The organism is Undibacterium sp. WLX3042 (assembly GCF_049544825.1).
Taxonomy (GTDB): domain Bacteria; phylum Pseudomonadota; class Gammaproteobacteria; order Burkholderiales; family Burkholderiaceae_D; genus Undibacterium.
Window position 1 is genome coordinate 2,787,151 of record NZ_CP186698.1, and the last position, 26,399, is coordinate 2,813,549.

General features: G+C 50.4%; 22 protein-coding genes. 7 read left to right on the forward strand and 15 right to left on the reverse strand.

The genetic code is table 11. From position 1 onward, the window contains the following. The first annotated feature begins 332 nt into the window (after positions 1-332). Positions 333-1,787, forward strand: coding sequence for an NCS1 family nucleobase:cation symporter-1 (locus tag ACPAOP_RS12560; RefSeq protein ID WP_423708254.1), 1,455 nt, complete (start codon positions 333-335; stop codon positions 1,785-1,787). A 22-nt stretch (positions 1,788-1,809) separates the two neighbouring features. Here the strand turns inward: ACPAOP_RS12560 and ACPAOP_RS12565 are convergent, their stop codons facing one another. The 8 genes from ACPAOP_RS12565 to ACPAOP_RS12600 form a co-directional block, all read right to left on the reverse strand. After that, complete coding sequence (locus tag ACPAOP_RS12565) at positions 1,810-3,474, reverse strand: HD domain-containing phosphohydrolase (protein ID WP_423708255.1); 1,665 nt, start codon at positions 3,472-3,474, stop codon at positions 1,810-1,812. A gap of 53 nt (positions 3,475-3,527) precedes the next feature. Further along, complete coding sequence (locus ACPAOP_RS12570) at positions 3,528-4,736, reverse strand: cache domain-containing protein (protein ID WP_423708256.1); 1,209 nt, start codon at positions 4,734-4,736, stop codon at positions 3,528-3,530. A 202-nt stretch (positions 4,737-4,938) separates the two neighbouring features. Next, positions 4,939-5,592: an FMN-binding negative transcriptional regulator gene (locus ACPAOP_RS12575; protein ID WP_423679369.1), complete on the reverse strand. Its 654-nt coding sequence runs from the start codon at positions 5,590-5,592 to the stop codon at positions 4,939-4,941. A gap of 9 nt (positions 5,593-5,601) precedes the next feature. Further along, positions 5,602-6,063, reverse strand: a complete 462-nt coding sequence (locus tag ACPAOP_RS12580; protein WP_423679368.1) for an OsmC family protein — start codon at positions 6,061-6,063, stop codon at positions 5,602-5,604. Between the two features lie 283 nt (positions 6,064-6,346). Continuing rightward, entirely contained in the window at positions 6,347-8,428 is a 2,082-nt protein-coding gene (locus ACPAOP_RS12585; RefSeq protein ID WP_423679367.1) for a M13 family metallopeptidase, read from the reverse strand. 324 nt (positions 8,429-8,752) lie between these two features. Continuing rightward, positions 8,753-9,550: a prolipoprotein diacylglyceryl transferase gene (lgt, locus tag ACPAOP_RS12590; RefSeq protein WP_423679366.1), complete on the reverse strand. Its 798-nt coding sequence runs from the start codon at positions 9,548-9,550 to the stop codon at positions 8,753-8,755. Further along, positions 9,544-10,455 (reverse strand): LysR family transcriptional regulator, encoded by a 912-nt coding sequence (locus tag ACPAOP_RS12595; protein WP_423708257.1) that lies wholly within the window; start codon positions 10,453-10,455, stop codon positions 9,544-9,546. The genes lgt and ACPAOP_RS12595 overlap by 7 nt, the downstream gene beginning before the upstream one ends. 78 nt (positions 10,456-10,533) lie before the next feature. Beyond that, a complete protein-coding gene (locus ACPAOP_RS12600) occupies positions 10,534-10,767 on the reverse strand; it encodes a TIGR04438 family Trp-rich protein (protein WP_423708258.1) in 234 nt (77 codons plus the stop codon). 125 nt (positions 10,768-10,892) lie between these two features. Here ACPAOP_RS12600 and ACPAOP_RS12605 point away from each other — a divergent pair, with 125 nt between their 5' ends. Continuing rightward, positions 10,893-11,201, forward strand: coding sequence for a c-type cytochrome (locus ACPAOP_RS12605; protein WP_423679363.1), 309 nt, complete (start codon positions 10,893-10,895; stop codon positions 11,199-11,201). A gap of 116 nt (positions 11,202-11,317) precedes the next feature. Here the strand turns inward: ACPAOP_RS12605 and ACPAOP_RS12610 are convergent, their stop codons facing one another. The 7 genes from ACPAOP_RS12610 to ACPAOP_RS12640 form a co-directional block, all read right to left on the reverse strand. Continuing rightward, on the reverse strand, positions 11,318-12,463 hold the full coding sequence (locus ACPAOP_RS12610) for a branched-chain amino acid ABC transporter substrate-binding protein (RefSeq protein WP_423679362.1): 1,146 nt from the start codon (positions 12,461-12,463) through the stop codon (positions 11,318-11,320). 697 nt (positions 12,464-13,160) lie between these two features. Continuing rightward, positions 13,161-13,586 (reverse strand): hypothetical protein, encoded by a 426-nt coding sequence (locus ACPAOP_RS12615; RefSeq protein WP_423708259.1) that lies wholly within the window; start codon positions 13,584-13,586, stop codon positions 13,161-13,163. A gap of 1 nt (position 13,587) precedes the next feature. After that, on the reverse strand, positions 13,588-14,007 hold the full coding sequence (locus ACPAOP_RS12620; RefSeq protein ID WP_423682310.1) for a DNA polymerase III subunit chi: 420 nt from the start codon (positions 14,005-14,007) through the stop codon (positions 13,588-13,590). Position 14,008: 1 nt separating this feature from the next. Continuing rightward, entirely contained in the window at positions 14,009-14,632 is a 624-nt protein-coding gene (locus ACPAOP_RS12625; RefSeq protein ID WP_423679360.1) for a glutaredoxin family protein, read from the reverse strand. A gap of 11 nt (positions 14,633-14,643) precedes the next feature. Continuing rightward, positions 14,644-16,707 carry a M3 family metallopeptidase gene (locus ACPAOP_RS12630; protein ID WP_423708260.1) on the reverse strand — a complete coding sequence of 688 codons (2,064 nt, stop codon included), beginning with the start codon at positions 16,705-16,707 and terminating at the stop codon, positions 14,644-14,646. Between the two features lies 1 nt (position 16,708). Next, positions 16,709-17,554: a bifunctional methylenetetrahydrofolate dehydrogenase/methenyltetrahydrofolate cyclohydrolase FolD gene (folD, locus tag ACPAOP_RS12635; protein WP_423679358.1), complete on the reverse strand. Its 846-nt coding sequence runs from the start codon at positions 17,552-17,554 to the stop codon at positions 16,709-16,711. 396 nt (positions 17,555-17,950) lie between these two features. After that, positions 17,951-18,475, reverse strand: a complete 525-nt coding sequence (locus ACPAOP_RS12640) for a helix-turn-helix domain-containing protein (protein ID WP_423708261.1) — start codon at positions 18,473-18,475, stop codon at positions 17,951-17,953. A 440-nt stretch (positions 18,476-18,915) separates the two neighbouring features. Between ACPAOP_RS12640 and tagH the strand changes: the two genes are divergently transcribed. The 5 genes from tagH to aceE all read left to right on the forward strand — a co-directional run bounded on the left by tagH (position 18,916) and on the right by aceE (position 26,372). After that, on the forward strand, positions 18,916-20,115 hold the full coding sequence (gene tagH / locus ACPAOP_RS12645; RefSeq protein ID WP_423708262.1) for a type VI secretion system-associated FHA domain protein TagH: 1,200 nt from the start codon (positions 18,916-18,918) through the stop codon (positions 20,113-20,115). A gap of 11 nt (positions 20,116-20,126) precedes the next feature. Then, positions 20,127-20,894, forward strand: coding sequence for a PP2C family protein-serine/threonine phosphatase (locus ACPAOP_RS12650; protein WP_423708263.1), 768 nt, complete (start codon positions 20,127-20,129; stop codon positions 20,892-20,894). 64 nt (positions 20,895-20,958) lie between these two features. Then, positions 20,959-22,659 carry a serine/threonine protein kinase gene (locus ACPAOP_RS12655; RefSeq protein WP_423708264.1) on the forward strand — a complete coding sequence of 567 codons (1,701 nt, stop codon included), beginning with the start codon at positions 20,959-20,961 and terminating at the stop codon, positions 22,657-22,659. 119 nt (positions 22,660-22,778) lie between these two features. Further along, positions 22,779-23,162, forward strand: a complete 384-nt coding sequence (locus tag ACPAOP_RS12660; protein WP_423708265.1) for a TssQ family T6SS-associated lipoprotein — start codon at positions 22,779-22,781, stop codon at positions 23,160-23,162. Positions 23,163-23,675: 513 nt separating this feature from the next. Beyond that, positions 23,676-26,372: a pyruvate dehydrogenase (acetyl-transferring), homodimeric type gene (aceE, locus tag ACPAOP_RS12665; protein ID WP_423708266.1), complete on the forward strand. Its 2,697-nt coding sequence runs from the start codon at positions 23,676-23,678 to the stop codon at positions 26,370-26,372. Positions 26,373-26,399 lie beyond the last annotated feature (27 nt).

The window sequence follows — 26,399 nt, forward strand, 5'->3', positions numbered from 1 at the left end:
CTCTTCGGATACATCCTTTGCTTGTCATCAGCCTGATGTGAGCGTATAAATCCCGCGTGATTCCGGTAAGGTCTGTATTGCCTTTGACCGGACCTGACAGAAATGCCTATCGCGCTGTCCGTTTAACGAAAGCAGAGACAAGCTGACATGTGTTTTGTGGAATGAAGTTTGCTACGCGTGCACGGCATCTGACGTGATCTGCCGTTCTCTTTTACATCAGTACTATCCCGCTCAATACTGGACTTTTTTACTTATTTTTACTTATCAGTCGCTTTGTTGTGCGTGGATGTGTTTGTGCCTGTCCTCAGATATCGACCTTGGAGAAAAATTATATGCAACCGGATAGTAATCAACTTTGGAATGAGGACTTAGCACCGACCTCAGAGGCGCAACGTACCTGGCGCTGGTATCACTTCGCTGCCTTATGGGTAGGGATGGTGATGTGTATTCCTGCTTACACCTTGTCTGCCAGTCTGATTGAGGGCGGTATGTCAGGCTATCAGGCGGTCTGGACTGTGTTTCTGGCCAATGCAATAGTGCTGGTACCGATGTTACTGATCGGTCACGCTGGAGCGAAATACGGTATCCCCTACGCGGTACTGGCACGCACTTCGTTTGGCGTGCGCGGTGCACGTTTGCCTGCACTGATGCGGGCGATCGTCGCCTGTGGCTGGTATGGCATACAAACATGGTTTGGCGGGCAAATGATCTACACTCTTGGCGGTGTGTTACTCGGTCATCCGCTGGGCGGCGACAACATCGCAGGCTTGGGTATCAACGGCGCCCAGCTGGTGTGTTTTCTGATTTTCTGGGGTATACAGTTCTGGTACATTTTTCATGGCATGGAATCGATACGTCAGCTGGAGACATATACGGCGCCATTAAAGATACTTATCTGTTTCGTGTTACTGGCATGGGTATACAACAAAGCGGGTAGTTTTGGTGCCTTGCTGGATCAGCCTTCACAGTTTGTTGAAGGCGGAAAAAAAGCCGGACAATTCTGGACGACCTTCTGGCCTTCACTGACAGCGATGATAGGTTTCTGGGCCACACTCGCACTGAATATTCCTGACTTTACACGCTTTGCTAAGTCGCAGAAAGATCAGATTCTTGGTCAGACCGTTGGCTTGCCCGCACCTATGGGACTGCTGGCTTTGATGGCAGTGATCGTGACTTCAGCGACTGTCGTTTTATACGGTAAAGCCTTATGGGACCCGGTGGATGTCGCAAGTCGCATGACAGGTGCTGCCGTGCTGATCGCGCTGGTGATTTTGTTGATTGATACGGTCTCGGTCAATCTTGCTGCTAATCTGGTTGGTCCTGCTTACGATTTTTCTGCGCTGAATCCTCAACTGATTTCGTATAAAACCGGAGGCTACATTACAGCCGGTATCGCACTGGTGATGATGCCATGGAAAATTCTCGAAACCACGCAAGGTTATATCTTCACCTGGCTGATTGGTTACTCTGCGTTGCTTGGCCCTATCGCCGGCATACTGATTATTGACTATTACTTTATCCGTCGGACGCAGATTAACGTGCTGGCTTTATATGAAGAGCATGGTCAGTACAGTTACCGTAAGGGCTGGAATATGACGGCAGTGATCGCGTTTGTGATTGGCGTGGCACCGAATATTCCCGGTTTCCTGAACGCAGCATTTCCAGCGTCTTTTCCGGAGGTTTCTGCGCTGCTGAAAACGATTTATACCTATGCCTGGTTTGTCGGTCTGGCGATTTCCGGTATCGTGTATTTTGCTCTGATGCGCAATCAGCGCAATGCAGTCTGAAGTACTCAGGCAGCTTTTTGCATCAGATATACGCTGCTATGTTGACCTCATCAATCTGCCCGGGTTTCATAAACATTTTTGCGTATTCGAGATAGACGCCGGAAGTCAGGAACAGCCTGAATAATTCAGTATCAATATGTTGTTCTTTTTCCATCCGGCTCATCATTGCGATAGCCTCTGACAAGGTCTTACCTTTTTTGTAGGGACGATCTGCCGCCGTCAGCGCCTCAAAGATATCGGCGATTGCCATCATGCGGGCAGGGATGCTCATCTGGTCCCCGGTCAGGCGTTTCGGATAGCCTGTGCCATCCATTTTTTCGTGATGACCGCCGGCGATTTCCGGTACTTTCGCCAGATAACGCGGGAATGGCAATTTTCCCAGCATTATAATGGTTTGCGTCATGTGTTCATTAATCTTATAGCGCTCTTCCTCGGACAAAGTGCCACGCGTCACACACAAGTTATACAGTTCGCCGCGGTTGTATAAATTTTTCGGCACCGTGATCCTGAAACCCCAGGGATTATCCGCCGGAATCATGTCGCGTGGCGAGCGGGTAAAAATATGTTCCGGTTTATCGCTGAGGAGATGTTCGCTTACCGGTAGCACAGGTTCCGGGGTACGCTCTTTGCGTTCTTTTTCCTCGTGTGAAATGCCGATGCGGTCAGACAATGTACGCTGCCAGGTCCGTTCAGCAATCGCTTTTAGACGGGCAATCTTTTCCGGAGCCATGAACTCACCACCCTCATTACATTCTGCGATAAAAGCAAAGTCCTCGTCCAGCTGCCTCAGCTCGGTATGGAGTTTTTCTTTCAGTTCAGCCGCATTTCCTCCGTTGGCGATGGCTTGCCAGCAGGTGATTTCTGCATCGCGCTTTAATACTTCAAAACGCATACGTATTTCATGAATGCGGTCATATAGCGTTTCGAGTTTGGTCGCCTTATCGACGATGTATTCCGGCGTGGTAACTTTGCCGCAATCATGCAGCCAGGAGGCGACATGCAATTCTTCCCATTCTTCTTCATTCAGATTAAAGCTGGCATACGGCCCGCTCGTCTCGCGACAAGCTGCTTGTGCCAGTAATTTTGTGAGTACCGGAACGCGCTGGCAATGTCCGCCGGTGTAGGGGCTTTTGGCGTCAATCGCGCTGGCGATCAGTTGTATGAATGAAGCCAGCAAGGCTTTTTGTTCCTGAATCAGACGTTGATTTTCTATCGCGACGGCAGCAGCCCCGGAAACGGCTTCCGCCATCGCGAGATGTGCATCGTCAATGACAGTCGCGTCTATCACCAGCGCAACAGCACCTGACAGAGTGCCATTACGGTCTTTCAGCGGAATAGAGATCAGCGTTGTCACATGCGATAACTCAGGTAAAACACTGAAAAAAAGTCGCAGATCATTCGGTTGTAATTGCAGGATATGCGAGCCGGAATAGCAGGCGGCCACAACAGGATGACTGCGATCGCTCATCAGTATGCTTTGTGCATCGGTTTCAACGACATGATGATCTGCATAAATCTGTACAACATCCAGTGCATCCTTTTGTGGCTCATACAGATACAGTAAGCCCGATCTGGCTCCCGTAATTTCAGACATTTCTTTTAAGACGCGGGCCAGCAGGCGATCGTAATTATTTTCTGATGCGAGACTGCTGGCGATATCGAGAAATGATTGTATGGTGGCTTTCATTCCTTTCATTGAATCAGCGAGATCGGCAATTTCTCTGATGCGCGTCTCAATTTCTACTTTGCTATGAAAATCGAAATGGGCAATTTTTTTGCATCTTCCGACAGTTGATTCAATGGTTGTGATGCCAGACGTGAAAAATATATCGTCACGCCGATTTCTAACAACAACAGAAATACGAATATCGCGATATTTTTTTTGCGCATATCCAGTATGTCTGCAAGCAGTTCTGCATGCGGACTGGCGATCAGTATGCTGAGATCCTGCCCGCCGGGTATATGCAAGCGGGTGTGATAGGTTGACCAGGTTGCACCTTGAATATCAATGGAAGAACTTTTCGTTTGCGCTGGCCCGGCTGGGACAGAGGCAATATTTTTTCTGATCTGATTCAATACCGGGGCATCCTGTTCTGCGAGCAAGGGCATGCCGCTGCTGCCATCCTTCCGCACACTGATCTGCGGTTTGTAGCTGCTGATCTGACCGTTTTTCCATGCCAGCAATTGTCCTTGCTGGTCCGTCAGTGCAATTGACGTTGACGGTGTGATACCGTGATTTCTGACGATGTCCTGTATCGTCGGCATTTCAATATCAATGCCAACCACCGCGTTTTCATTCACAATTTTTTGCGAGTAGGTGACACCGATTTGTCCGGTGGTAAAAAAATAGTAGGGCTCTGATACGTTTGATTGTGCCGGATGACGCATTGCAGAGATATACCAGTTGCGCTGACGCGGGTCGAAATTTCTTAAGCCGATTTCCATCCGGCTTATTTCCTGCAGCTTCCCGTTCAGATACACCAGATGTTCAACCAGTTTGCCATGTTCGTGACTGGTGCTTTGTACTATCCAGGCAGTTTCCGGCGGGGCATGAAAGACGTCTTTGCTGCCATTCGATTTGGCAAACTGCCGCAGCAAAAAAAAATCACCGTTCGCATAACCGACGTAAGCAGAGGTCGCGGATGCCAGTTTATCGATGGCTTTTGCCAGATAGGCGGTATGTCTGAGTCTTTCATTCAGATCATTACCGGGAATGGGGTGTATCTGTGCCAGGATTTCCGTCTGATTTTTTACTGGTTCATAGATGTCCCTGATGTCAGCTGTAATTTCTTTACCTATCAGTTCATAGGTATTATTTGCCTGCGCAAGGATAATTTTGCTCATGTGCGGAAACTGCACCAGGCCCATAATCAGCGCAAAAATCACAATCAGACCGGTGAAAAAGTAAGCAATGTAAATGTAGAAGTACACGTTCTTTTTCGTCGGCATGGCATGCTTTCTGAAGTGGTTTTATCGGGAAGAATAAATGTCGTTTGATGCAGAAACTCTTTGTAAAAATGATTGATGTGAAGCTATCCGGTGCCGTCAGCTGTGCAGAAAACCTTATGTTCTCATGAGATAAATCCCTGCAACAAGATTGCTGTCAGTGCGCTGTAAAAGCAAGAGTATCGTTAACATGCGACATACTCGGTTACACACTTTTTTCTTCTGACGCAAACAACGCCTGTTCCATCAGGTCTGCCATTGCAATTTCATTGTGATGATTTTTTTCACGCAGGCCTATCGTAATATTACCGCGGTTTTGTATTGTTTTATTCTGGCTTGTTTTCCATTTTCCCGTGATACGGGTGATAGGAATTTCGATGCCGACGATGGCATCCATCAGATGATGAATGTAGTCCGAAGGTGCATCACTGATTTGCCAGGGTGTTGTACGCTGGGTTTCAAAATGTGTGGTGAGATTATTCAGGAGTGCCAGAAATTCCTGTCGATCATCGACAATACGCAATGTTCCGTGTGCATGGACAACTGCATAATTGTAGGTAGGAACGACGGCGCCGTTCTGTTTTTTTTCTTCGTACCAACTAGGTGTGATGTAAGCGCTCGGCCCCTGAAATATACACAGTAACTCTGAAGCAGATTGCCACAGTGGATTCTGGCGCGCGACGTGCCCGCACAAGGTTCCGAACGGCGCACCGGCACTTGGTGCGGTGACGATCATGGGAATGTGATCTGCAGTCAATCCATCCCCGGTCGATGTCACTACACTCGCCAGAGGATGCGTATTGATCAGTGCATGCAGAACTTCAATTCTTTGCTCGGAGAACGCGGCGGGTGTGTACATGCTGCTCGCTCAGACCGGAGTAATGACCACTTCCGCACGAATGGAATTGGCGATATAACAATGGTCGTGTGCAAGGTGATGCAGCGCCAGAATTTGCTCTGCAGTCGGTATCGTGGTGCCGGAAAAGACTGCATGCGGACGCAGTTCTATGCGGGTGATCGACATCCGTCGCTTTTCATTTTTTTCCATGATGCCAGCGGCATTGTCTTCGTAACTGTCAACGATATAGCCCTGCTTACCGGCGAAGGCGAGAAAAAACAGCATATGGCAGCTCGACAGCGCGGCGACCAGGGCTTCTTCCGGATCGATGTTTTCTGCGACCGACAACGGTACAGGAACAGAAGCAGGTGCCGAAGACGCCGGCACTGTCAGACCACCATCAAATTTCCATTCGTGACCACGACTGTATTTGTTATCGCTGAAATTCTGCTCGCCGCGATTCCAGATAATTTGTGCGCAATACTGTTCCATATGATTCCTTGAATGATGATGGTTAAATCCAGTAGCTAAGCTGCTGGCGTCTGTATGATGAAGCGACAATATAATGCTGGCTAGTTTAACGCAATGCTGTAAATACAGGCTGCGGAATTGATCATTGCCCCGGACTTTTTACGCCTGTCAGGTCAGGCTCTACGCGTCTGCAGGAGATTGTTGCGTCAGTGCTCAATGAAAAAAGCCCTCTTTCTGTTCGCAGAAAGAGGGCTGGGGCAAATTGTTCAGATTCGCCCGCGGGCGATATTACAGGTGCGGCCGATTACCAGATCGTAATACGTTTCTCTGGCGCTGTATACATTCTGTCGCCTTCTTTGACGCCAAATGCAGAGTAGAACGCTGGCAGGTTGGTCAGTGGTGCATTACCACGTACCGCCGCAGGTGAGTGCGGGTCTGTGTTAATCAGACGAATCGTTTCAGCATCACGCGCTTTACCACGCCAGACTTGTGCCCAGCCCATGAACAGACGCTGGTCTCCCGTGTAACCGTCAATCACCGGTGCAGGTTTGCCGCCGAGTGAGATCTGATACGCTTTATAGGCGATCGATAAACCGGAATTATCGGCAATGTTTTCACCGAGTGTCAGGGCACCGTTGACGTTATAACCCGGCAGCGGGCTGTACGCGTTGTATTGTGCGATCATCGCTGCAGTCAGCTTACCGAAATTCGCTTTGTCTTCTTTGGTCCACCAGTCACGCAGATTACCGTCACCATCAGACTGGCTTCCGGAATCATCGAATCCGTGGCTGATTTCATGCCCGATCACCGCGCCGATACCACCGTAATTCACGGCATCATCTGCAGCCGGATTGAAGAATGGCGGTTGCAGAATCGCGGCCGGGAAGACGATTTCATTTTGACGGGAGTTGTAATACGCATTCACGGTCTGCGGGCTCATGCCCCATTCTTTGCGGTTGACCGGCTGACCTAATTTGGACAATTGGCGTAGGTATTCATGTTCACGGCCACGCATCACGTTACCAACCAGATCGTCTTTTTTGATGACCAGTTTGCTGTAATCGCGCCATACATCCGGATAGCCGATTTTCGGTGTGAACTTAGCGAGTTTGGTGAGCGCTTCTTTTTTGGTTTCAGGGCTCATCCAGTCCAGCGTTTCTATGCTTTGTTTGTAGGCGAGCGTCAGATTTTTAACCAGTTCTTCCATGCGTGCTTTATTCTCAGGCGGGAAGTATTTGGCGACATACAGTTTGCCCAGTGCTTCCGACATGCTTTCTTCCACGCGTGCCACACCGCGTTTCCAGCGTGGCTGGTTCGCCGGAATACCGCGTAAGGTCACGCTGGAGAAGTTGAAATCTTCATCAACAAAGCGTTTCGATAACAGGCTCGCATACGCACTCAGCACTTTCCATTTGTAATAGGACTGCCATACAGAAACTGGTGTGTCCTGAATGATTTTTGCCATGCCACTGAGGAAGCCCGGTTGACGGACAATCACATAATCGACACGGTTGCCGACACCGGTGCCAGCGAAATACGCGGTCCAGTCGAAGCCTGGCAACAGCTCCGCTAATTTTGCTTTTTCAATTTTGTTGTAGGTTTTGACCGGGTTGCGATTTTCGACTTTGGTCCACTGGATTTTCGCGATTTCTGTTTCCAGTGCAAGGATGCTGGCAGCCGCTTTTTCAGCATCTTTCTGACCGCTCATTTCCAGCATTTTTTCTACGTGCTTCAGATAGGCATCGCGGAAGCCTTTGAGCTTGGCATCATCATCCTTCAGATAGTAATCACGGTCCGGCAAACCGAGTCCACCCTGGCTGACATAGACTGCGTATTTGCTGGAGTCGCGTGCATCCTGGCCTATACCGGATTGCACCGGCAGCGAAACGCCGAGTTTGGCCAGATTAGAAATCAGTGCTGGTAAATCTTCTTTTTTGGTCAGACGGTCAATGCGGTTGAATGTCGCTTTGAGCGGTGCGATATCAAGTTTCTCGGCCTGTGCTTCATCCATGAAACTATTATAAAGATCGGCAATTTTTTTCTCGTTGCTGCCTGCTTTCAATTTGCTGTCAGCGGCCAATGCTTTGATGATGTCATACGAACGTTGTTCGGATAAGTCGCGCAACTGATCGAAAGAACCGAAGCGGGCGCGGTCTGCCGGAATCTCTGCATTCGCCAGCCATTTGCCAGACATGAATTTGAAGAAATCATCCTGCGGACGTACGCTGGTATCTATCCATTGCAGATCAATGCCTGAAATACGGGCGGCGGCCGTTGTCGATGCCGCTGTCGTCGTGTGGGCTGGTGTCGTCTGGGCAAAAGCGGTGCCGGTGCTGCCGGCAGAAATGGCTGCCAGGACGGCAAGCGAAAGCAGGGTGCGTTGCATGTGATAGTCCCTTTATTTTTTAAAATCGGTTGAAATAGCTGTCATGAAATGTCATTCATTCACCAGCATTCACAACGAATACATGGTGAAGAAAACAGTCAGGTTGATTGAGACAAAAAAGCGGCGGATTAGTTCGTCAGGAGACGAAATAATCCGCCGCTTTTTTTAACTGAATGATGTTGTTGATGAAGTCGGAATTGAGTCTGAATACATAGTTAAAGGTGTCTCAGGCATAAAATATACTGGGGGGAGTATATTTTAACCCCCTTTTTTTTACCGAAAGGTTAAGGCGTTTTCTGCATATACTCCCCGTAATATCCTGAATTACGAGGATTTTTTCTGATGGTAAGACCAGAACAGCAGCAATGCACCGACGGCGATCATCGGCAGCGAAAGCATCTGTCCGGCAGAGATCGTCAATCCGGCCAAGCTGACTTCGTAATCAGGAGTACGGAAGTATTCTGTACAAAAGCGTGCACAACCGTACAGGATCACGAACAAAGACCCGACCGCCAATCTTGGTCGCGCTTTGCTGGCGAATATCCACAGGATCACAAACAATAAAACACCATCGATGAGCGCCTGATACAGCGGCGATGGATGTACAGGATGATCGACGCCTGGCCAGATCATCGCCCACGGTAAATCAGCAGAGGCAATGCGTCCCGGCAGTTCGTGATTGATGAAATTGCCGATGCGGCCAGCCGCATAACCGAGCGGCACCAGCGGCGCGATGAAATCATAGACATCCGCCAGATGCATTTTTGCTTTACGCGCCCACAAGGACATCGCAATCAGCACACCGAGAAACCCGCCATGAAATGACATACCGCCTTTCCAGACTTTGAAAATTTCCAGCGGATTGCCGAGGTAATAGGGCAGTCCGTAAAAAAGCACTTCGCCAAGGCGGCCGCCGAGTATGACGCCAAGCACGCCATAAAAAAGCATGTCGTCGATATGTTCGCGGGTCCAGCCTTTCGCTGCGACATGCGGCAATCTGAGGCGATAACGGCCCAGCACAATAAACTGGGCAAAGGCGACCATATACATCAGCCCATACCAATGTACGGAAAGCGGGCCAATGGCAAAAGCGACGGGATCAGGATTAGGATGAATCAGCATGTGGTTGTATGTAAAAGCTGTAAAAAGGAGGCGAGCACCGCTGACGGATTATCTTTACGCCAGACGATACCGATCTCGACTGCCGGTGCGGCATGTTCAATCGGATGATAGACCACGCCGGGACGCTGCAAGTTCGAGACGGATTGTGGCACAAGTGCGATACCCATGCCAGCCGACACCAGCCCGACGATGGTTTGCATCTGTATTGCTTCCTGGCCGATTACCGGCGTCATCCCCGCTGCATGGAAATGACCGAGTATCGCATCGTGTAATGATGGCGCGATTTTGCGTGGAAACAGGATCAGCGGCAGATCAGGACAATTTTCCATTTTCACCGGCTTATCACGTGGCAGTATCTGCTCAGGTGCCGCCAGCATCAGCGGTTCGGTCAGAATTTTCTGATAGTACAAAATCTGTTGCAGTTTTTCCGGTAAAGGCGGGATCATGAAGCCGGCGTCAATTTCACTTTTTTCGAGTGCGTCCAGCTGGACATCGGTCGTTGCTTCACGCAATTCTATGCTGACGTCAGGATGGCTCTGACGGAACGCCCGCAACGTCGGCGGCAGTATGCTGTAATCGGCGACAGAGACAAAAGCGAGTGATAAATGACCGCGCGCACCTGCGGCCGCTTGTTGGGCCAGCTGCCGAAGATTATTTGCCTGTTCCAGCAGGCGTCTGGCTTCCGGTAACAAAGCAATTCCGGCGGGCGTCAGCGCGATATGGCGGGTGGTTCGGATAAACAGTGCGGTACCAAGAAAGCTCTCGAGCGACTGTATCGCCTGCGATAGCGGCGGTTGGGTCATATTCAGCCGTAGTGCGGCTTTACCAAAATGCATTTCCTCTGCAACCGCGATGAAATAGCGGAGCTGTCGCAGTTCAAGATGCCGCAGATCTGGATTATTCATGTGCGCACGTGACTGATTTTTGTCCGTAAAAAAAGCCGACCCAGTGTCGGCTTTGCATTTTGTGCAGATCTGTCGTTATCAACGGCGACCAACCTTTTTCTCAAATGTACGTTTCAGGCGTTCTGCCTTGATTTTTTCGAAATGTGCATCGTCTTTACGTTTATCCAGACCCAGCATGCGCTCGAAAAACTCAAACCACAAAAACGCAAATATGGCGCCGCCGATAATCCACCACCAGGACATGGCGGCAAACACTGAGACCTCGGCAAGTTTTAATACCAGCAATAAGAATAAGGGGATGATCAGTAGCATGATAGGTTTCCTTTTGTCAGCAGATTAAAACGTATTCGACGGCAGGTCAACCTGCATATTCTGAGCCATGTTCAAATTTCGGAAACGCGTTAAAATGAAACGGCATTTCTAACCTGGAGAGAACAATGAAATATTCCTTATTCGTAGGCGCAGCTCTGGCAGTATTGGCATCTGGTTCGGCAATGGCAAATGCTGATCTGGCAAAAGCGAAAAATTGCCTGGCTTGTCACGCAGTTGATAATAAAGTCGTCGGTCCCGGCTATAAAGAAGTGGCAAAAAAATATGCAGGCGATAAAACTGCCGAAGCCAAGCTGATACAAAAAGTCATCAAGGGCGGCAGCGGTACCTGGGGTGCGATTCCTATGCCAGCGAATCCACAGGTGACTGAGGCAGAAGCGAAAACTCTGGTTAAATGGATACTGGCGTTGAAATAATTCGTGCTTGCTGCTGAGGAAAGACAGATCTGCTGATCTGTCGCAGAATCAGCAGTTCATTAAAAAAGCCCGGTTCACGAACTGAACCGGGCTTTTTTTTCTGAATGCGACGCTGATTACTTAGTCACAGTTAACAGTTCACGTTTTCCGCCTTTGTATGTGTACAAAGTCAGTGTGCCGTCTTTGATGTCGCCCTTGTCGTCAAACGCGATATCGCCAGTTACACCTTTATATTTGATTTTCTTCAGCACTGGCAGGTATTTTGCAGGTTCTGCAGAATTAGCCTGTTTCATTGCTTCAACCATCGTCATCACAGCATCGTAAACATACGGTGCGTAGATCTGCACATCCATACCGAATTTTTTCTTGTATGCTGCTTTCCAATTGTCGTTGGCTACTTTTTGCGCATCGAGAACACCGCCTGCTTCAGCGCAGACGACCTGACCTTCGCCAAGCGCATCACCAGCGAGTTTAACCAAGTCGGCTGTACAGATACCATCACCGCCCATGAATTTCGCATTCACGCCCAGTGCTTTCATCTGACGCAGCATAGGACCTGCAACCGCATCCATACCACCGAAGAAAATCAGATCAGGTTTTTTCGCTTTAATCGTGGTCAGAATGGCGGCGAAATCATTGGATTTATCCGTTGTGTGCTCTTGCACGATGATTTCAGCACCCTTGCCTTTGGCACCCTTGACGAACTCTTTTGCCACACCCTCGCCGTAGGCTGTTTTATCGTCAATCACAGCAACTTTTTTCGCTTTGCTGATTTGCACAGCGTAACGACCCAGCGTGCCGCCTAACTGACCATCGTTCGCCACAACGCGGAACGCGCCTTTAAAGCCCTGGTTAGTGTATGGAACTGCAGTTGCAGAAGGGGAGATTTGTGGAATGCCAGCATCGTTGTAGATTTTAGATGCTGGGATCGTTGTTCCTGAATTCAGGTGACCGATCACGCCGTTGACTTTCGCATCAACCAGTTTTTGTGCAACGGTTGTACCTTGTTTCGGATCGCCGCCGTCATCTTCAGCCAGCAATTCGAATTTTGCTTTTTTGCCGCCGATCATCACGCCTTTGGCGTTCAACTCTTCGATCGCCATTTTGGCGCCGTTTTCATTGTCTTTACCCAGATGGGCGATAGGACCGGAAACAGGGCCGACGTGGCCGATTTTAATGACGACTTCCTGAGCTGCCGCGGAACCGGCAAATGCGAAAGCGATCGCGCCAGCCAGTGGAATCATTTTAGTTTTTAACGACATGAACATACTCCCTTGAGGATTAAAAAGTAGGGCTACAAAACTGTAATGCCAACTTATTCAGGAAACTGAATAAACAAAAGGTACAACAGAAAAAAAATTTCCGAAAGCTCTTTAGCATGATTTTTTTCTACGTGAATCTTTTTTTCAACGCGCCAAAATCGGGCATTTTTTTCACTTTAATTGCCGGCATTTAACTCGCAGAAATGAAGAGCCGGTGTTGAATGTTGAAGCCTTGATAAGCAAACGGATAAAGCCGGCAGACACTTCTTTGCAGTGCATCAAAATGTAAGATGGGATGTTTCCCATGCTGACGCGGTTTCGGCTGGCAGGACTGCTATCTGATAGGAATATTTTCAGATGGAAGATAAATAGCGGGTGTCCACGGAGAAGCGAATAAACACCTGGTGCGAGTTGCACAAATTTGGTGCAAACATGCCACTTGGCGAGTAAAAAAAATCCTGAAATTTTATCCGCGACGGACAATATTTTTTTTCTGTCTGGTGGTTTTTTACATCATCACGATATTTTGTTTGTGCACTGCATCACGCCGTTTTTGTATATTTTTATTCTGTGCGGATACCTGGGATCGATGCTACTGCGGCCGCGATGCGTTAAGCCGATACCGGAAATGTCGCTGCCCGCCGGCTGAAATGTATCCTGCAAGAACGTAACGAAGTGTTGTTACAGGGAGAAAAAATTATTTTGAATTTTTAACTTTGGTGATTTCCTGGGTGACGGCTCTGGTGACCAGTTCTTCCAGCGAGTTTTTCAGACCGGCACGGATTTCGTTTGCAAGGCCTTCAACTGCAGTCTGCAACACATCTGCCAGATTGTCCCTGACCCGGTGCTCGAGGACAAAATCAACCCTCGCCAGTACGTTTTTCAGTACGCTTTCTTTCAGACTCTGCTCGAGTGTCTGCCATTGCTCTTCTGACGGGGCCGGATTTGTCGCACTGCCATTCATCGGGTCCGTCGCAGCGCTGACTGTTACCGCGTCCGGCATTGGCGATGGCGGCAATGGTGATGCGGGAGTTGCTGCTGTCTCCTCTTCTGCGCCGGCTGCATTTGCCGGGTAGATAATTTCAGTCAGAACAGGGATGCTGGCATCGATAGGGTTATTCATTTTATTTTGCGACGTTATGGTTGAGTGAGTGGCCCTGTTGTTGATAATAGCGGTAGCGTTCACGCGCTGCCTGCGTATCCTGCTGGTCGCCTGAAACGATTTCTATCATGCGGCCAAACCGCGAAAAATGCTCAGGCACAGCGGCACTCAGATTGACCAGTAATTCAAAATGGGGACTCTGATCCAGATGGGTATGACTGAGGATAATCGGCGTCATGGATGCCAGTACATCATCTGCCATCACATGCGGTAAAAAATCTGCCTCACTGATGGTCCACAGGGCTTCATCGAGATGACGCAGGACTGCCAGATCGTCATGATAGACTACGACCTGACTGTTCGCGGCACGCGCCTTGCGTATCAGCCGGCAGGCATAATGCAGCTTGTCGGCGACGTTGCTGTGAAAATCGATACGCGTCATATCAGAAGCGGAAGTCATTTTCTGTTGCTGGCTTTCTTGCCGGGACATTGGCAGGCTTTTTCTGCGGAACAGGTTTGTCGCCGGATGCCGCCGCAGGTGCCGGAGCCGAGGGTGCTGCGCTTTCTGCCGCAGGATAACGATAGTCCGGTGGCAGCATATTGCTGGCAGGATAGGCTGCAGACTTGATCGCTGATTTCCATTCATCGGCATTGTAACCGTGCAATTTTTTGCTGCCTATCTGCATCACCGGAAGCTGGGTATCGCCACTGATTTGCTTTAGCTTTTCAACGTCCTCGGATGTTTTTACTGTTTTCTCCGAAAAAGGAACTCCAGCTGATTTCAGCAGATTTTTGCCGTCGTTACAGGGAGCGCAATTGGCGGCCGTGTAGATCGTCACCGGATTTTTTGAGGCTGCTTGTCCAAGTTCGTAAGGAAAATTCGCGGTGCTTGCGGAATTGGATAATTCTTTTTTTTCCAGCAATTTCTGATTGGACTGAGGCGGCGTGTCGGAGTAAGTGATTTTCCCATCCGGACCAACAGATTTATACAGCTGTGCCTGAGCTTGTGTGGCCAGCAACATCAAGGGCAACAGCAGAACTTGCATCGCGGTTGTTGTTCGTTTCACGTTGTACTCCTTCAGGCTGACATGCCGCTATGGCGTAATAAAGCATCGATGGCGGGTTCTCTGCCACGGAAGGCTTTGAATGATTCAAGCGCCGGGCGTGAACCACCGACTTCCAGTACTTCTTTCTGAAATTTCTGTCCCGCCGTGCGTGACAGATTACTACCCTCGGTTTTACCGTGTTCTTCAAACGCGGCATAGGCATCGGCAGATAGCACTTCCGCCCACTTATAGCTGTAATAACCTGCTGCGTAGCCACCGGCAAAGATATGGCTGAACGCGTGCTGGAAGCGGTTGAATTCCGGTGCGGTAAATACGGAAATCTGTTCTCTGACTGTATTCAGAACATCCTGTACCGATTGTGTTCCGTGCGGATCAAACTGATCATGCAGGCGCATATCGAACAGCGCAAATTCAACCTGACGCAGGGTTTGCAGACCGGACTGAAAATTTTTCGCCGCGATCATTTTTTCATACAGGCTGCGCGGCAATGGTTCGCCGGTCTCTGCATGCGCGGTCATGTGTTGCAGCACATCCCATTCCCAGCAGAAATTTTCCATGAATTGCGACGGTAATTCGACGGCGTCCCATTCGACGCCGGAAATGCCGGAGACCGATAAATCATCAACTTGTGTCAGCAGATGATGCAGGCCATGACCGAATTCATGGAACAGGGTGATCACTTCATCGTGGATAAAGTAAGCTGGTTTGCGTACGCCATCGACCGTCGCAGGCTCGGTGAAGTTGCACACCAGATAGGCAACCGGTGTTTGTATACCATCAGCGGTTTTGCGGCGACCACGGGCGTCGTCCATCCAGGCGCCGCCGCGTTTGCCCTGACGCGCATACAGGTCGAGATAAAACTGACCTATCAGGTGTCCGTCTTTTTCTATGCGATAAAACTGTACATCCGGATGCCAGGTGTCTGCCTTATCAATGCGGATGGTGACACCGAATAAGTTCTGAATCACGCGGAACAGACCGCTGATGACTTGCGGTTCAGGGAAATACAATTTCACTTCCTGCTCAGAAAACGCATAACGCTGTTCGCGAAGTTTTTCGGATGCATAGGTGACATCCCACGCTTCAAGCGTGCTGATGCCTAATTGTTCTGCCGCGAAGCTGCGCAATTCCTGCAAGTCTTTTTCTGCATAAGGACGGGCGCGTTGCGCAAGGTCCTCAAGGAAACCACTGACTTGCGCTGGTGACTCGGCCATTTTGCTCACCAGAGAAACCTCAGCAAAATTCCGGTAGCCGAGCAATTGCGCTTCTTCTTTGCGTAACTGCAGTAATTCCGCAATGATTGCTGTGTTATCCCACTCCGGTTTTGCACCTAATTCGGATGCCTTGGTGGCATTCGCGCGATAAATCGTTTCGCGGATCTGGCGGTTGTCGGCGTATTGCAATAACGGGAAATAGGAAGGGAAATGCAGCGTGAACTGATAGCCGGTTTTACCGTTCTTTTCAGCCGTTGCTTTGGCTGCCTGAATCACATCTTCCGGCACACCTTTGAGTTCGTTGATGTCGCTGATCAGCAACGCATAATCGTTGGTGGCATCGAGCACATTTTCAGAAAAACGCGTGGTCAGCATCGCGTGTTTTTCCTGAATTTCTGCATAGCGTTGTTTCAGTTCATCCGGCAACTCGGCGCCACCCAGACGGAAATCACGGATCGCGTTTTGTATGATAGTTTTGCGTGCCACAGGCAAGGCATCAAACCCGGCTTGCGCGCGCAAGGCTTTGTATTTGCCGAACAACGCCAGATTTTGTCCCAGCTCGGTCCAGAACTCAGTGATTGCTGGTTGATTTTCATTGTAGGCCGCCCGCAATTCAGGCGTATCGGCTACGCCATTCAGATGGCTGACGATGCCCCAGGCACGGCCTAGTCTTTCGGTGGCGTTCTCCAATGGCTCAACAAAATTTTCCCACGTCACTTCATCCTGACTGGCGGACAGTTGTTCGACCACGGCACGGTTTTCCGCCAGTAAACTGGTGATGGCGGGCGTGATGTGTTCGGCGCGGATATCGGCAAAACGCGGCAGGTCGGTAAAGTCGAGTAATGGAGAACTGGTGGTCATCTTAGTTTCTTTCGGCAGCTTCAATGGTGTTGACCAGTAACATGGTGATGGTCATAGGACCTACGCCACCCGGAACCGGTGTGATATAACCCGCGACTTCTTTGGTTGGCGCATAGTCAACGTCGCCACAGAGTTTGCCTTCATCGTCACGATTCATGCCGACGTCAATCACAACGGCGCCTGGTTTGACCATGTCTGCAGTGACGATATTGCGTTTGCCAGTGGCGACAACAAGAATGTCGGCGTTGCGCGTATGCGCTGCCAGATCGCGGGTCTTGGAATTGCAGATGGTGACGGTGGCACCGGCTTGCAAGAGCAACATTGCCTGCGGCTTGCCGACGATATTCGATGCACCAACCACGACCGCATTCGCGCCGCGCACCGGGTAATTAATCGATTCCAGCATTTTCATGACACCGTATGGTGTGCATGGACGGAACAGCGGCTGGCCTGTCATCAGCAAGCCGGCGTTGCTGATATGAAAACCATCGACGTCTTTTTCAGCGGCGATCGCCTCAATGACTTTATTCGCATTGATGTGCGCAGGCAAAGGCAGTTGCACCAGAATGCCGTTAATTTTCGGATCCTGATTCAGTCTTTCGATGTGAGCGAGTAAATCGGCTTCGCTGAGATCGGTCGCATATTTTTCCAGCACTGAATAGAAACCGCAGTCCTGACATGCTTTGACCTTGTTGCGGACATACACTTGGGATGCCGGATTTTCACCGACCAGGATGACCGCCAGACCAGGTTGTTTTCCTTGCGCTGTCAGGGCAGCAGCTCGTTGCGTGACATCGGCACGAATTTGTTGGGAGAGTTCGGTTCCGCTGATAATTTGGGCAGTCATGATGGGCTTTGCAAAAGAAGGTCAAGCCGCGATTATAAATTATGCGGTGGCTTGCCGGATAACTATGCGGACGCGATTGCTGACTATGGGAATATCTGTAAGTGATACGTTGAACAGCCAGGGAAGGGAAATGCTTCACTGCTGCTGGCTATGACATTGTTCTGACACACTCAGGTGTGCTCGGCGTTTCTTCGTTTGCCGCCGTGCAGATACCTGGTCGGTGAAAATCAGCGGGGTAAGTTTGATGTCTAAAATATACCCGGGGGAGTATATTTATTACCCCCAGTGTTTATATAGACATGAAGGCAGATTTCGTTAAATTGCAGGGGAGTATGTGGAATAGCGATGGTCGTGTACCGGCGGATGATCTGCGGCGCGTGCAGCCGGCACAGCAGACTAGTTATGCATGATCACGGCCAATACCAGTCCCAATACACACAAGGCATAGATCAGAAGCGCCGTAGTGGGCGGAGTGATGCCTGCATGATGAACCGGGCGTTTACCATGCTCCGCAACAGCCCGCGCTTTGGCGCCTTTGGCTGACGACATCTTTTTTTTGCCGTGCACATCCGGCATCAGTTCCAGTAGTGGCGCTGAATCTATCCTGAGCAGCTTGGCGTAAGTACGGACAAAACCACGGATAATCGCGGGAGCTGGCAGGGAATTGTAATCGTCGGCTTCGATTGCGAGTACCTGATGACGCGTTATTTTCAATTGTGCGGCGACCTGTTCGACAGTCCAGCCCGCCGCATTGCGGGCTGCGGCTAGCCGTGCTCCGGGCGATGAGGACAGCCGTCCGGCGTCAGTGTTCAGCACATCCGTGGCAATGGGTTGTCCCAGTCTGGATTCAATCAATTCCTGATAATGAAAAGATCCTGTCACTTCTGATAATAATGGCTGGCCTGCGCCCGCATCACTCATAGAATCCTCGCTCTGAAAAACGATATTTTGTACAAGAAAAATAATATAACACTGTTCATATTGCTTTTTTGTAACTGTATGTAATTTTTCTAGTGTTGCTTACTTTATCGTTGTAATGCCGGCACTTGGTGTTATTTAGACGCAGATATTGCTGTTTTCAGGACTGCGAGATACGGGTTCTGCCCGACATTCTTCACTTGTCGCCGTGGTAGAGAAATCGTCTGCTGACACTCGCGACCACCGGCAACGCGTTTCTGTTGTCCGGTATCATCTTTGCCACGCGGATTCCCGGAGCCGTGCCGTGGTAAAAAATTAACGCTGCAATCTGAGCGTGAAGCAAATAATGCGCCATAATCCGAGCTTGACTTAAAACCAGCCTGGCTCCTGCCGGCCATTCTCTTTCCCGTGGACACTTCCGCTTTGATTCCGGAGCATGACAAATGATAAAAATTGCCGTTGTTTCATATAACAATGAAACGCCTGTTACGCCTGTTGCTGCCAGTTTCAGCGAAACGCCGCAAACGATAGGTCGCAGCGACGACAATTTTCTGGTGTTACCCGATCCCAGACATTTTGTTTCCCGCACTCAGGCTAAAGTCTGGAGCGACGGTAGGCATCACTATCTGATGAATGTCAGCCTCGCAAATCCGGTCAGTGTGAACGGTAAGGAAATTGAACCTGAGCGTGAATATGCGATTCATCATGGAGACCGGGTACAGATAGGCTTGTATGTGCTGGCTGTGCTTGCGGATGAAACGGAAAGCAGTGCGGAGCCAACCACCACCGCGGGTGCAGATAGCATGATGAAGCCAACTGCCTCAGTGATGGCCGCTCCCACCGTTACCACGGCATCGCAGGGTAATCCGAAAGACGTAACGCAACCGCCGCGTTTTTTATTGCGCCCTGAGGCTGATTCTGTTGCGCTTGGTAAGCAGGAAAATATCGCCGCTCAGCAGGTCGTCGCGCCGGCGCAAGCAGCGCCACTGAACGTGACTGCAGACGCAGAAAAACAGGCCGAACCGGCAAAGGCCGCCGGTAACGATGAATTGTTAAATGCGTTTTTGCAGGGAGCGGGACTCACTTCTTTGCATCTTTCTTCCGGGCTGACAACGGAAATGATGGAAACATTAGGCAAATTAGTCGCAAGCTCAGTCGAGGGAACGATGAGTCTGATTGCACAACGGGCCCTGGTCAAACGTGAAGTGAATGCCGATGTCACCATGGTGGTGTTACGAAAAAATAACCCATTAAAATTTTTCCCCGACAGTCAGACCGTGCTGACCCAGATGCTGCGCAAAAAGATGCCGGGATTTATGACGCCTGCGGAAGCGATGGAAGACGCATTTCAGGATTTGCGCGCACATCAGCTGGGCGTTGTCGCCGGAATGAAGGCCGCGATGGACGCTTTGCAAAAAAGGTTTGAACCAGCCAGATTCGCAGGCTTGCTGCCGGCTCCGACCTTCATGGATAAGATCAATCCGGCACGTCGCAAAGCCGATATGTGGGATCATTTTGTCGATATGTTTGAAGATCTCTCGCTGGAATCGAAAGATGAATTTCAGAATTTGTTCGGCAAGGAATTTTTAGCCGCCTACGAGCGTGAAGTGGAACGTGCCAGGCACGAGTCCCCTGCGGTCTGAGTGACGGCACGATGATGCCCATGCGTCTGGATACCGCGTCCATTAATGCGATTGGTGACAGGCAGTCGAATCAGGATGTACTTGATTGTGCGTTCGAGGATGATCTCGCCTGTTTTGTCCTCGCGGACGGAACCGGAGGCCATCTCGGCGGAGAAACAGCAGCCAGTCTGGTGACTGCGGGTATCATAGACAAGTTCAGGAAAGATGCGTCGTTCAGCACCCATGCGCTGCGTTCATATATCGAGTCAGCGATACAGCAGGTCACACAAGAGAAAACCGTTAACGTCTTGCGGCAGAATATGAGTTCGACGATGGCGACGCTGCTGATTGACCTCGCGAATCGTTGCGCCTTGTGGGGACATCTGGGGGATACACGGATTTATCTGCTGCGCCGTGGGAAAATTCTGTCGGTGTCGAAAGATCACAGTCTGGCGCAAAGAATGGTCGATGCCGGCTACGCGGATTATGCAGCACTGCGACAACATCCCCATCGTCATATTTTATTTTCCGCGATTGGCGCCGAGGGTGATATGGTGCCGGAACTAACCACCGAGGCATTGGCTTTGCAGGAAGGAGACGCTTTTCTGCTCTGTACGGATGGTTTCTGGGAATGGGTGCACGAGGACGAGATAGAACAGAGCTGGCGGTCCACCAGCAACAGTCATGCGTGGTTAGAACTGATGAATACAATGGCAGAAAAAAATATCGGCGATGCCGGAGGCAGTCGCGACAATTTTTCGGCGTTTGCCATTTGCATCCGTGACGCCGGCGTAGTTTGATAAAAGATGATCTGCCAGTTTCGCCATTTGATTTCAGCCTCTAATTTTAGTCTCTGATTAAGCCTTGAATACCATTAAATTACCCGATAACGATACCGCCGGTGAGCTACCGGACGGAACCGGAAATTGTCTTGCGAACGGCACCCGACTGAATGATTTTGAAATTACCGGTGTATTGGGGCAGGGCGGCTTCGGCATTGTCTATCTTGCCTTTGATCACTCTTTGCAGCGTACTGTGGCGATCAAGGAGTATATGCCGGTCGCGCTGGCCGGAAGAGCGGAGGATGGCAGTGTTGTCGTGCATACCGGCCGGCACAAAGCAACCTTTGATGCCGGTCTCAAGAGTTTTATCAATGAAGCCCGGTTACTGGCGCAGTTTGATCATCCGTCGCTGGTCAAAGTGTACCGGTTTTGGGAAGAGAATAAGACAGCTTACATGGTCATGCGTCATTACGACGGAGTGACACTCAAGGAGATTGCCGCGACGCATCCAGAGCTCGTGACGGAAGCCTGGCTTAAATTTATTTTCCGGCAGATTCTGGATGCGCTGGACACTTTATACCACGCGAGAATACTGCACAGAGATGTCTCTCCCGATAACATCATTGTGCAAAAAAACGGCGATGCAGTTTTACTTGATTTTGGCTCAGCACGCCAGATTATCGGTGACATGACGCAGGGATTAACCGTTATCCTGAAGCCTGGCTATGCGCCGGTCGAGCAATATGCTGATGATGACGATCTGCGTCAGGGACCTTGGACCGATATCTATGCGCTGGCTGCGGTGATGTACTTCATGATCGTCAAATCACCACCGGTAATGTCTGTGGCACGTGTGGTCAAGGACACGCTGCGGCCTTTGCAGCAAGATGCGCATCCCGGTTTCAGTACAAAATTTCTGAGTGCGGTTGATCAGGCGCTGGCGATACAGCCGCAGGACAGGCCGCAGACAATGGATGAATTCAGGCGTTTACTGGGGATCAGTGCGCTGGCCTCATCCCGTAAATCGCGTAAATCATCATCCCAGCGCGCTGACCGCGACAGTGCGCGTGCGGATACCGGCGATCCTTCATCATCCAACAACCGCACGGACACTCGCCGCGACAAGCAGGTGTCAGCCGCAGGCAGTTCCGCAGCCTTGCGTGATAAGGTGCACGTGCTCAGCGAGAGATTAAAAGGCCGCAAAGGGCTCGCAGTCATTGCCGGTATTTTTATCGTGAGCGCGGCTGGCGCTTATTTCACCGCGGATCATCATACGGTAACGCCATCAGTTCAGCCTGCCACACCGCCTGCGCAGCAAAGTGCAGCAGCATCCGTGGCAGTTGCATCTGTTTCACCGGAGGCAGCACTTGTCAATCAAGCTGATCAGGAAACCCAGGCGTGGGAAAAACTGAGTAACAGCGAACATGCTGATCCGAAAGCGATCAGCGCATTTTTAAAGCAATATCCCGATGGTAAATATGCGGCTGCTGCGCAAGCCCGTCTGAATGAGCTGACACGGTCGGCAGAGCTGGCGAAGGCACAAAATACTGCAGCAGAGCCGACGGTCAGCAAAGTGAATGTTAAACTGCTCATCAAACCTTGGGGTACTGTGTTTGTCGATGGCGTGCAGACTGGTGCCAGTCCGCCATTGAAAAATTTAAGTCTGACGAAAGCTAAACACAAGATCCGGATCACTAATCCGGGCTTTCCTGATTTCCTGATCGAAGTGGATGCCGGTAAAGCGAATACCAGTGTTATCGAGCATGAATTCGTTGCAAAATAAGTTTGAGTAAAATGAAGAATATATTGCGTCTTTTCCCTGTCTGCAGTCTGCTTCTGATCTGTGTTTTTTTGCAGGGATGCGAAACTGCCACTAAGAATGTGCCGGCACCAAAAGTGGCAGTGAAATCGAAAGAAACTAAGCCGGTCGCTGCTGCTAATGCTGCACCGGAAGCGGCAACCAGCGCTCCAGCGATCAGCGCGGATGTGCAGGCATACAACGAAGGAAATGCTTTATACAATGACGGCAATTACAACGGCGCGATCAGGAAACTCAGTGGCGCGACGGAAATCTGGACTGGTAACAACAAGGCTTTGCAGCTCAATGCGCTGAAAACGATGGCGTTCAGTTATTGCGTGACATCCAGAACACAACTGTGTCGCCAGCAATTTGAGCGGGCTTTAAAGCTCGATCCTGGTTTTGATCTGATGCCTAATGAAATTGGTCATCCGATATGGGGACCCGTATTTCAGAAAGCAAAAAAAGCAAAGAGCGTCAAAAAATAGCAGGGTGGTACTTTCCTCTTTTTGCTGCAACGCTGCTCAGATACTCCCCATCAACTATCCGTCATTACGTTCGCTGATGACTTCAGCGCCGGAAGACTGCTTTTCTTCCGGCCATCTTTTCCGCTGCTCTCAATGCAAAGTCGGGTGATACCAAGGCAGGCGAGACCAATAAGCTAAGACCTCGTACGCCTGCCATTCTGTATTCGCTCGGATTTTCTGTGCTCGCAGCAGTTTCATTTTCCTTTTTTGTGCACTACCTTGATCAGATCGGGGCAGGGTTTGCGCATCGTCTGACGGAGGGCTGAATCCGGCAATGCCGTTCAAAAGCGATGCGGAAAAAAAGTCATACGGTATGTTGCGACGCAAACAAAATATCGCATTATGAAATTGAATATCGCTATTTGGAAAATTAAAAAACACTGCTAGAATGCCTGCATAAATAAAATTTCAGTTTATGTTCGTCGATATGCTAACGCGCCCTCAACTCGAAAGCGCACCAACAGGAGACCTCCTATGTCACCCCAGATAGACCAAGTTCTGGCGCAAGCCGTCAATGATCCAGATGTGATGGAAACGAGTGAATGGCTCGATGCGCTCGAATCCGTGATAGAAAATGAAGGTCCTGAGCGCGCTCACTACCTGATGGAGCGCATGGCTGATCTGGCACGCCGCCGTGGCGCGCAAATCCCGTTCTCCAGCAATACAGCTTATGTGAATACCATTCCGGCTGATCAGGGCGAACATTGCCCCGGTAATCTGGAAATCGAAGAAAAACTGCGCTCCATCATGCGCTGGAACGCGATGGCGATGGTGGTGAAAGCCAATCGTCTTGACGGCGATTTAGGCGGGCATTTATCCAGTTTTGCCTCGCTGGCCAATATGCTGGGTATAGGCTTCAACCATTTCTGGCACGCACCGACCGAAGACCACGGCGGTGACTTGTTGTACATCCAGGGACATTCTGCGCCGGGCATTTATGCACGAGCATTTCTGGAAGGTCGTCTGACCGAAGAGCAGCTTCTGCATTTCCGTCGTGAAGTCGATGGAAAAGGCCTGTCCTCGTATCCGCATCCTAAGCTGATGCCTGATTTCTGGCAGTTCCCGACGGTTTCTATGGGGCTTGGCCCGCTGATGGCGATTTATCAGGCGCGTTTCCTCAAGTATCTGCACGCGCGTGGGATTGCTGATACAGAAAAACGGAAAGTGTGGGCATTCTGTGGCGACGGTGAGATGGATGAACCGGAATCCATGGGCGCGATCGGTATGGCTGGCCGCGAGCAGTTAAACAATCTGGTGATTGTGGTCAACTGTAACTTGCAACGTCTGGACGGCCCTGTACGTGGAAACGGTAAGATCATTCAGGAACTGGAATCCGATTTCCGTGGCGCCGGCTGGAATGTCGTCAAAGTGATCTGGGGCAGTGGCTGGGATGAATTGCTGGCGAAAGACAAAGAAGGCATTCTGCAGAAAGTGATGATGGAAACCGTGGATGGTGAATATCAGAACTACAAAGCGAAAGATGGCGCTTATGTGCGAGCACACTTCTTCGGTAAGCATCCGAAATTGCTGGAAATGGTCAGCAAAATGTCGGATGACGATATCTGGCGTCTGACCCGCGGTGGTCATGATCCGCACAAGATTTACGCCGCCTATAAAGTGGCGCAGGAAAGCAAAGACAAACCGACCGTGATTCTGGCAAAAAGTATCAAGGGCTTTGGTTTTGGTAAATCCGGTGAAGCGCGTAACACGGCGCACAACACCAAGAAACTCGATGATGAAGCGATCAAGGCAATGCGTGACCGCTTCCAGTTACCGATCGCCGATGCAGATCTGCCAGCGATCCCGTTCTACAAACCGGCTGACGATAGTCCGGAAATGCAATACCTGCATGCACGCCGCAGAGCACTTGGTGGCTATCTGCCACAACGTCGCCAGAAAGCGGATGAACAACTGGTGGTACCGGCTTTGTCCGCCTTTCAGTCCATGCTGGAACCTACTGCAGAAGGACGTGAAATTTCGACGACGGCAGCCTATGTCCGCGTCCTGACGACCCTGTTGCGTGATGCGAGTCTGGGGTCGCGCGTCGTACCTATCATGGTGGATGAATCACGCACTTTCGGTATGGAAGGCTTGTTCCGTCAGATCGGTATTTTCAGCCAGGTTGGTCAGTTGTATGAGCCTGTCGATAAAGATCAGGTCATGTACTACCGCGAAGATAAAGCCGGTCAGATTCTGCAAGAGGGTATCAACGAAGCCGGTGGTATGAGTTCCTGGATCGCCGCAGCGACTTCTTACTCGACCAATAACCGCGTGATGATTCCGTTCTACACGTATTACTCAATGTTTGGTCTGCAGCGTATCGGCGATCTGGCGTGGGCAGCGGGCGATATGCGAGCACGCGGCTTCCTGCTTGGCGGTACTGCCGGTCGCACGACGCTGAACGGCGAAGGCTTGCAGCATGAAGATGGTCACAGTCATGTGCTGGCATCGACGATTCCGAACTGCGTGCCTTACGATCCGACCTTCGCACATGAAGTGGCGGTCATCATGCACGACGGTCTGCGTCGTATGGTGACGAATCAGGAAGACGTGTTCTACTACATCACTCTGATGAATGAGAACTACAGTCATCCTGGCCTGAAAGCCGGTCAGGAAGAAGGTATTATCAAAGGCCTGTACCAGTTGCAAAAATCGGCAGAAACAACCAAACATCGCGTGCAGTTGCTGGGCTCCGGCACCATCCTGCGCGAAGTGATCGCCGCTGCTGAATTGCTGCAATCTGACTGGGGCATTGCAGCCGATGTCTGGTCTGCACCTTCGTTCACTCTTCTGGCACGTGATGGTCAGGATGCGGAACGCTGGAATATGCTGCATCCGACAGAAACGGCCCGTGTGCCATACATCACGCAGTGCCTGAAAGACACAGCAGGCCCTATCGTGGTATCGACGGACTATATGCGTACGTTTGCTGAACAGGTACGTGCTTTCATTCCGAAAGACCGCAGCTACAAGGTTCTGGGAACGGACGGTTTCGGCCGCTCCGACACCCGTGCCAAACTGCGTGAATTCTTTGAGGTGAACCGTTACTTCGTCGTGATCGCTGCACTCAAATCGCTGGCTGACGAAGGTGCTTTGTCTGCTTCCGTTGTGGCTCAGGCAATCGCGAAATACGGCATCAACGCAGACAAACCAAATCCGGTGACTGTGTAATCTCACCCAGGCAAAGCAGGAGAGTCA

Coding starts and splice junctions, on each gene's coding strand:
- ACPAOP_RS12610 (WP_423679362.1), bottom strand. CDS start 12,463: ATGTCGTTAAAAACTAAAATGATTCCACTGGCTGGCGCGATCGCTTTC.
- ACPAOP_RS12575 (WP_423679369.1), bottom strand. CDS start 5,592: ATGTACACACCCGCCGCGTTCTCCGAGCAAAGAATTGAAGTTCTGCAT.
- ACPAOP_RS12585 (WP_423679367.1), bottom strand. CDS start 8,428: ATGCAACGCACCCTGCTTTCGCTTGCCGTCCTGGCAGCCATTTCTGCC.
- ACPAOP_RS12595 (WP_423708257.1), bottom strand. CDS start 10,455: ATGAATAATCCAGATCTGCGGCATCTTGAACTGCGACAGCTCCGCTAT.
- ACPAOP_RS12615 (WP_423708259.1), bottom strand. CDS start 13,586: ATGAATAACCCTATCGATGCCAGCATCCCTGTTCTGACTGAAATTATC.
- lgt (WP_423679366.1), bottom strand. CDS start 9,550: ATGCTGATTCATCCTAATCCTGATCCCGTCGCTTTTGCCATTGGCCCG.
- ACPAOP_RS12620 (WP_423682310.1), bottom strand. CDS start 14,007: ATGACGCGTATCGATTTTCACAGCAACGTCGCCGACAAGCTGCATTAT.
- ACPAOP_RS12605 (WP_423679363.1), top strand. CDS start 10,893: ATGAAATATTCCTTATTCGTAGGCGCAGCTCTGGCAGTATTGGCATCT.
- ACPAOP_RS12640 (WP_423708261.1), bottom strand. CDS start 18,475: ATGAGTGATGCGGGCGCAGGCCAGCCATTATTATCAGAAGTGACAGGA.
- ACPAOP_RS12600 (WP_423708258.1), bottom strand. CDS start 10,767: ATGCTACTGATCATCCCCTTATTCTTATTGCTGGTATTAAAACTTGCC.
- tagH (WP_423708262.1), top strand. CDS start 18,916: ATGATAAAAATTGCCGTTGTTTCATATAACAATGAAACGCCTGTTACG.
- ACPAOP_RS12560 (WP_423708254.1), top strand. CDS start 333: ATGCAACCGGATAGTAATCAACTTTGGAATGAGGACTTAGCACCGACC.
- ACPAOP_RS12565 (WP_423708255.1), bottom strand. CDS start 3,474: ATGAAAGCCACCATACAATCATTTCTCGATATCGCCAGCAGTCTCGCA.
- ACPAOP_RS12630 (WP_423708260.1), bottom strand. CDS start 16,707: ATGACCACCAGTTCTCCATTACTCGACTTTACCGACCTGCCGCGTTTT.
- aceE (WP_423708266.1), top strand. CDS start 23,676: ATGTCACCCCAGATAGACCAAGTTCTGGCGCAAGCCGTCAATGATCCA.
- ACPAOP_RS12570 (WP_423708256.1), bottom strand. CDS start 4,736: ATGCCGACGAAAAAGAACGTGTACTTCTACATTTACATTGCTTACTTT.
- ACPAOP_RS12650 (WP_423708263.1), top strand. CDS start 20,127: ATGATGCCCATGCGTCTGGATACCGCGTCCATTAATGCGATTGGTGAC.
- ACPAOP_RS12580 (WP_423679368.1), bottom strand. CDS start 6,063: ATGGAACAGTATTGCGCACAAATTATCTGGAATCGCGGCGAGCAGAAT.
- folD (WP_423679358.1), bottom strand. CDS start 17,554: ATGACTGCCCAAATTATCAGCGGAACCGAACTCTCCCAACAAATTCGT.